The sequence below is a fragment of the Aliiroseovarius sp. xm-d-517 genome, assembly GCF_013283135.1.
GTDB lineage: Bacteria > Pseudomonadota > Alphaproteobacteria > Rhodobacterales > Rhodobacteraceae > Aliiroseovarius > Aliiroseovarius crassostreae.
The window spans coordinates 2,330,001-2,335,982 of the sequence record NZ_WBXT01000001.1 but is presented as its reverse complement, the minus strand read 5'-3'; the positions used below and the strand labels follow the sequence as shown (position 1 = coordinate 2,335,982).

General features: G+C 54.4%; 3 protein-coding genes, 1 tRNA gene and 2 rRNA genes (1 of these 6 cut by a window edge). 1 reads left to right on the top strand and 5 read right to left on the bottom strand.

Features of this window, described 5'->3' with window-relative positions:
- Window positions 1-50 precede the first annotated feature (50 nt).
- From XMD517_RS11300 to XMD517_RS11290, 3 genes are all read right to left on the bottom strand, one after another.
- Window positions 51-1,562: a TolC family protein gene (locus tag XMD517_RS11300; protein ID WP_371732389.1), complete on the bottom strand. Its 1,512-nt coding sequence runs from the start codon at window positions 1,560-1,562 to the stop codon at window positions 51-53.
- A 31-nt stretch (window positions 1,563-1,593) separates the two neighbouring features.
- Window positions 1,594-2,721: a BamA/TamA family outer membrane protein gene (locus XMD517_RS11295; protein WP_173488012.1), complete on the bottom strand. Its 1,128-nt coding sequence runs from the start codon at window positions 2,719-2,721 to the stop codon at window positions 1,594-1,596.
- A 323-nt stretch (window positions 2,722-3,044) separates the two neighbouring features.
- Window positions 3,045-3,121 (bottom strand) — tRNA-Met (locus XMD517_RS11290).
- A 139-nt stretch (window positions 3,122-3,260) separates the two neighbouring features.
- Between XMD517_RS11290 and XMD517_RS11285 the strand changes: the two genes are divergently transcribed.
- Window positions 3,261-3,776 carry an acyloxyacyl hydrolase gene (locus XMD517_RS11285; protein ID WP_173488013.1) on the top strand — a complete coding sequence of 172 codons (516 nt, stop codon included), beginning with the start codon at window positions 3,261-3,263 and terminating at the stop codon, window positions 3,774-3,776.
- Between the two features lie 461 nt (window positions 3,777-4,237).
- On the opposite strand, the gene rrf is transcribed toward XMD517_RS11285, so the two are convergent.
- Both rrf and XMD517_RS11275 read right to left on the bottom strand, forming a co-directional pair.
- Window positions 4,238-4,352: ribosomal RNA gene (gene rrf / locus XMD517_RS11280) — 5S ribosomal RNA — on the bottom strand.
- 133 nt (window positions 4,353-4,485) lie between these two features.
- A 23S ribosomal RNA gene (locus XMD517_RS11275) occupies window positions 4,486-5,982 on the bottom strand; it runs 1,334 nt beyond the window's last position.

Sequence of the window (5,982 nt, the reverse complement as noted above, 5' to 3'; positions counted from 1 at the left end):
CTTTTCCCCCTGCATCGCTTGATGCCGAATAGGCTTGCGCCTTTTGTATGTTATCTACGCATTCCGTAGACCTGAGCGCGAAGCCGTCCGTCCGATAGCACTCGTTCAACCAATTCAATCGTTGCAGTATTCAAATTCCCAGTGGCGCGTTCGCGCGCCACAGTGGCCGCCACAAAACTGCGCCTTGTGCGCTGACGCAGCGTTTCCAGTCTGGTCAATTCTAACCACGCCGACTGCACGTCCACCGACGTGGCGCCGCCTGCGGCTTGTTCCTTGCGCACCTCGCCCAAGGCCTGCGCCTGCAACCCGACAACCGTGGCCAGCGCGCGATCATTCTGCCACAGCGCCATCAAAGCCGAGTGCGCGGTTTCCAGGGTGCCGATCCCTTCGCGCAAACGTGCTTCGCGCTGCAGATCAACAGACAGTGCCTCGTTCAATTCGCGGCGAATGGCGCTGCGTTTACTTCCGCTGGTAAACAGATCCCATTCGAACACGAGCCCCAAATCTGCTGTCTGCGTTTCACTTGATCCATCAAACAGCGATCCGCCACGGTCCCGCATCCTTGCCTCAAGCTCTAACGCTAGGCGCGGGCGCATCCCCATTCTTGCGCGATCGACCTCGCGCAAGGCGGCGTCTGTGGACGCTTGCAAGGCCAATTGCGCCGGGCTTTCCGCTACAGCCGCAATTTCCTCAGCCGTCAATGGCTGAGGCTGCGGCAGGGCTTGCGATAGGCTGACCGCTTGGGGAAGTGGGCACTCAGCCGCCGAAGACAAACGACACAACCGATCCACACGAATCCGGTAGTCAGCCGCTGATATCCGCATTTCACTGCGGGCCCGCGCCATCTGTGCACGTGTTTCCGATTGCTTTGATGCCCGCATTTCACCAGCCGACACTGCATCCCGCTCAGAGTCGCTGCGCGCTGCGTAATAGCGCACCTCGGCTGCGGCGAGGCGATAGCGCTCTAGGGCTTCCGAGGCGTCCAGCGTCAGGCGTAACACCTCATCGAACGCATCTTGCTGCGCCTCGGCGAATTCGGCCTCTCGCGCCCTCAATTCAGCCCGCACAGCCGCCACATCCGCCGATGCCGCCAAATCGACAAGGCGCTGTCGCACAATCAAAGACGAATCTAAAGAGTCGTATTGCGACTGGTTGCCTTCAAAGGAAGGATTTGAAGACTCGATGATCTCCTGATCCGTTGTTGTCTGCCTGACCTCAATGGAAACCTGTGGCCCGAAACCGCGCTTCAACTCGGCGACACGCTCTTGCGCCGCCAGCACTTCGCGGCGCGCCGCGCGGACGCTTGGGGTATTCTCACTGACCACCTTGGCATACGCCAACAAAGATCCATTTTCCGACGGTTCGCGGTCTTCGATGGCGGCGGCCAATGGGACTTTGGGGCCGTCTTTTTCGATCCGTGCAACAAGCTCTTGAGCCGTGTCGTCAAACTTGATCGGTTCAGCGCAGCCCGCAACGGTTGAGGCAACAACACCTAGCGTCATCAACCGCGCGATGAACACAGAATATACGCTTTTTGTGGGGGCCTTGGGGGTATCAAACACGTTCAACGAACTTCTCCAGCCTATTTGCGTCCTAAAAATCAGCCGTAAAGGCTATTTGTAATTGCTGTTTCTCATCGAACGAACGTGAGCTAAGCACTCCCCCAAGGCTCATCTCAAGACGCCCAGCGTCCACCGCGTAGCCCAGCGTCACACCCGCCGCGCTGCGAAGGTCGAACCCATCATCCACCAAAGCGCGCCCCGATAGATCCGCAGCAGAGGCATCCAGCCCCCAAACGGCACCCGCATCGAAAAACACGCCAAGCACAATATTGGGCGCCGCACTGATCATTCCGGGAAAGCGCGCATCAAGCTGTAGCGATGCAAAATTGGTACCACCCAAGGCCTGATTGTCTAAAGTGCGGGTGTCACGCGGTCCAAGTCCGCCATATGCGAATCCGCGCAACCCGTTGCCGCCAATAAGGAACCGATCCAAAACCGAGCTTTGTCGATCAAGCATTTTGATCGTACCGCCCTTAAGTCGCATCTCAAGCTCTGCTGGCCCTGCGGTCGTACCACCCGACAATGCAGCGGTGGTTTTCAGCATGGTTTGGTTTTCACTAGTGCCCTGAAGAAGGGTGGCAAGGTCTAAGCCAAAACCACCCAGCTGGCGGGAATACGCCACCCCAAGCCCCACGTACTGACGTGAATCCGGTTCGGCGGTGATGAGCGAGCTTGCATCCGGCGCGAAGCCATTCAGATCATCAGCGCCCATTTTTGCCAGCACTTTCAAAGATGAGTCTTCGTTCAGGCGCCAAGTTAGCGATGGCGTCACGCCCACCCTCTGGGACTCAAAGTGAAACAAGTCACCACTGAACTTCTGAGTGAAAAAAGCACTCACCCCGAGAACAGGATTGCCACCACTCAGCTTTTCATTGTTATAGAACAACTGATATCGTGCACCGTCTTCACCAACCTGTGCACCCACATCAATCGTTTGATCTCGACCAAGGAATTGATTGTGGGTCAATCCAAACCGAAGATTTGCGCCGTAAGCGTCATTAAAACCTGCGCCGAACACGACTTTTCCAACAGGCTCGGCAGCATTTGCCGGCCCACTGGCGACCAGCACTGTCATTGCTGCCGCCGGTAAGAAAGAAGTCAAATTTCTCAGTTGCGTTGAAAATGCGGCGGGTAAGTAACGTTTACGTTCGTCTAACATTTTGCAGCATAAGCCCTGCGTTTGGTCATCCTGAAAGGCAGGATTTGAATTCTCAATAAACCACTTGGTAAACGGAAATCAAAGCAAAATCTGTTTGGCTGGTAAATCCTTAGATTAGCTTGGTTAATCAGTCAAGAAACGTCGCGCACTACTGATCTCGTAGTATTTTGCGCGGAAATATCGGTCCTGCCACCTTCCGGCCGATCAGGCCGCTGCTTGGGGTAAGCCCTTGTGCATTGTTGACGTGGTGTTGACGTAAACGCGCAAAAGGCCGATGGTACTATGGTACCATCGTCTTAAGCATTTGATTTATTTGCATATTTTGGTTGCGGGAGTAGGATTTGAACCTACGACCTTCAGGTTATGAGCCTGACGAGCTACCGGGCTGCTCCATCCCGCGACAGTGGGGCTGATATACGCCTGCGCGTTCGGAACCACAAGGGGGTATGGCAAAAAACTGTCATATTTCTTTCGCAGCCAGCAGAAGGGTGACAAATCAGGGCATTTACCCTAACTCTCTGTTTTGAAAGGACGCTCTCATGGATGGTACTTTAGCGGTTGTGTTTCTGCTGACGGGGTTGATTGACATGGCGGTCAATCACTGTGACCGGGGTTGCATGAGCGCTGTCTGGAGTGGGGTGCGCCACACAGTATCTGCTGGCCAATTGGTGTTTGAGGCGGATGTGATCGGGCAGGAAGCCTATTACCGGATCGATGCCCCCGTCTCCTTCGGTCCCTTCCGTCCCGCATTTGGCCTGTCAGTAGATACCCATGGAGATGTCTGGATCGGCGCCGGAGCGGTCAATGAGTTTACAACCGCAGAAGGCCACGCCTATGCTGAGCTCAGCTTCATGCCCGGCCGTTGGATCCGGGGTGAAACCGGTCCTGTACTCGGTTACCCATTGGAATTTCGATCAGGTCTGGAGGCCGGTATCTATCGGGAAAATGGTGACCGTGTTGGTGTGTCCCTTGATCACCGCTCAAACGGTAGCCTGGGCCGCCCGAACCCTGGTCTTGAAACCGTTCTGATGCGGTATTCTCGGCAGCTTCAATAATGCAGGTTTCTCTCAGCAAGATCATTAACTCCTCCACATTCGAATGCTCCCTTGGCAGTTTCAGCGCCCAACTCATTGGGGCAAAGTCATATAATGTGGGTGATTTTTGAGTTGGATACGACTGAAGTCGTTCGAACGAGATTTGAATCTTTTTCAAGGTGTCGATGAGCCGGGGATAATTCGGGACGGCCAACGTAACTGGCTTTCGGCGATCCTCGAAAGTGCCCTAGATACGGAGACAGCAATCCTCAGAATTCATGATAGCCAGCTGTTACCTGAGTTATCGAGGGCTTAGGTCGCAGATTATTACGCTAGGCTGTTTCCGTTAATGGCCATGAGATTACAGCTCTTCCCAATTAATTATTAGCCTTGCCAACAGCAAAAACGCCCCTCGCTTTTGTGCGAAGGGCGTTTTTTGATTTATGTGATCGTATTGAGAGGATAGGTTGGATTTTTACTAGGTTTGGCGGTGACCTACTCTCCCACGTCTTAAGACGCAGTACCATTGGCGCGACAGTGCTTAACGGCCGGGTTCGGGATGGGACCGGGTGTTTCACTTGTGCTATGACCACCAAACCGAGTAAAAATCCAATTTTATTTGGGCTACCGCCTTCGGCTACTTGAGCCCGAATTTGGTTTTCCAAATATCCAAGTTGGTACACTTTTGTGTATGCTTTTGATTTATCAGTAGATTTGTCTTCTACTGGATCAAATCAAGCCTATCGGACCATTAGTACCGGTCAACTGAGCATGTTACCATGCTTACATCTCCGGCCTATCGACGTGGTAGTCTTCCACGGTCCTCAGGGATACCTTGTTTTGAGGGGGGCTTCCCGCTTAGATGCCTTCAGCGGTTATCCTTTCCGATCATAGCTACCCAGCACTGCCGTTGGCACGACAACTGGTCCACCAGTGGATCGTTCACCCCGGTCCTCTCGTACTAGGGGCAACTCCTCTCAAGTATCCTACACCCACGGCAGATAGGGACCGAACTGTCTCACGACGTTCTAAACCCAGCTCACGTACCTCTTTAAATGGCGAACAGCCATACCCTTGGGACCTGCTCCAGCCCCAGGATGAGATGAGCCGACATCGAGGTGCCAAACACTGCCGTCGATATGGACTCTTGGGCAGTATCAGCCTGTTATCCCCGGCGTACCTTTTATCCGTTGAGCGATGGCCCTTCCACTCGGGACCACCGGATCACTATGGCCGTCTTTCGACTCTGCTCGACTTGTCAGTCTCGCAGTCAGGCTGGCTTCTGCCATTGCACTCAACGAGCGATTTCCGACCGCTCTGAGCCAACCTTCGCGCGCCTCCGTTACGCTTTAGGAGGCGACCGCCCCAGTCAAACTACCCACCACGCAGGGTCCCGGATCCGGATAACGGACCGCGGTTAGACATCAAGCAGAACAAGGGTGGTATCTCAAAGGAGGCTCCACAGGAACTGGCGTCCCTGCTTCGAAGCCCACCACCTATTCTGCACATGTTGTGCCTGATGCCAGTGCGAAGCTGTAGTAAAGGTGCACGGGGTCTTTCCGTCTAACCGCGGGAAGCCTGCATCTTGACAGGCAATTCAATTTCGCTGAGTCGATGTTGGAGACAGCGGGGAAGTCGTTACGCCATTCGTGCAGGTCGGAACTTACCCGACAAGGAATTTCGCTACCTTAGGACCGTTATAGTTACGGCCGCCGTTTACCGGGGCTTCAATTCGGTGCTTGCACACCTCCTTTTAACCTTCCGGCACCGGGCAGGCGTCAGACCCTATACGTCGTCTTGCGACTTCGCAGAGCCCTGTGTTTTTAGTAAACAGTCGCCACCCCCTGGTTTGTGCCCCCAGTCAATACTTGCGTAGAAACTGGGCCTCCTTCTCGCGAACTTACGGAGGTATTTTGCCGAGTTCCTTCAACATCGTTCTCTCAAGCGCCTTGGTATACTCTACCTATCCACCTGTGTCGGTTTAGGGTACGGTCTCATGAAGGGCTATTTCCAGGAACCTCTAAGCTGCCCATTCAATCCGATAAGGATGAACAACCTTCGAGATCCGTCACTTCCTTCTGGCCCAGGAATATTAACCTGGTTCCCATCGGCTACGCCTTTCGGCCTCGCCTTAGGGGCCGGCTTACCCTGCTCAGATTAGCTTTAAGCAGGAACCCTTGGATTTTCGGCGAGGGGGTCTCTCACCCCCTTTGTCGCTACTCATGTC

Bases quoted from the DNA above. Each gene is read 5' to 3' on its own strand.
- XMD517_RS11295 (WP_173488012.1), bottom strand. From the start codon at position 2,721: ATGTTAGACGAACGTAAACGTTACTTACCCGCCGCATTTTCAACGCAA.
- XMD517_RS11285 (WP_173488013.1), top strand. From the start codon at position 3,261: ATGGATGGTACTTTAGCGGTTGTGTTTCTGCTGACGGGGTTGATTGAC.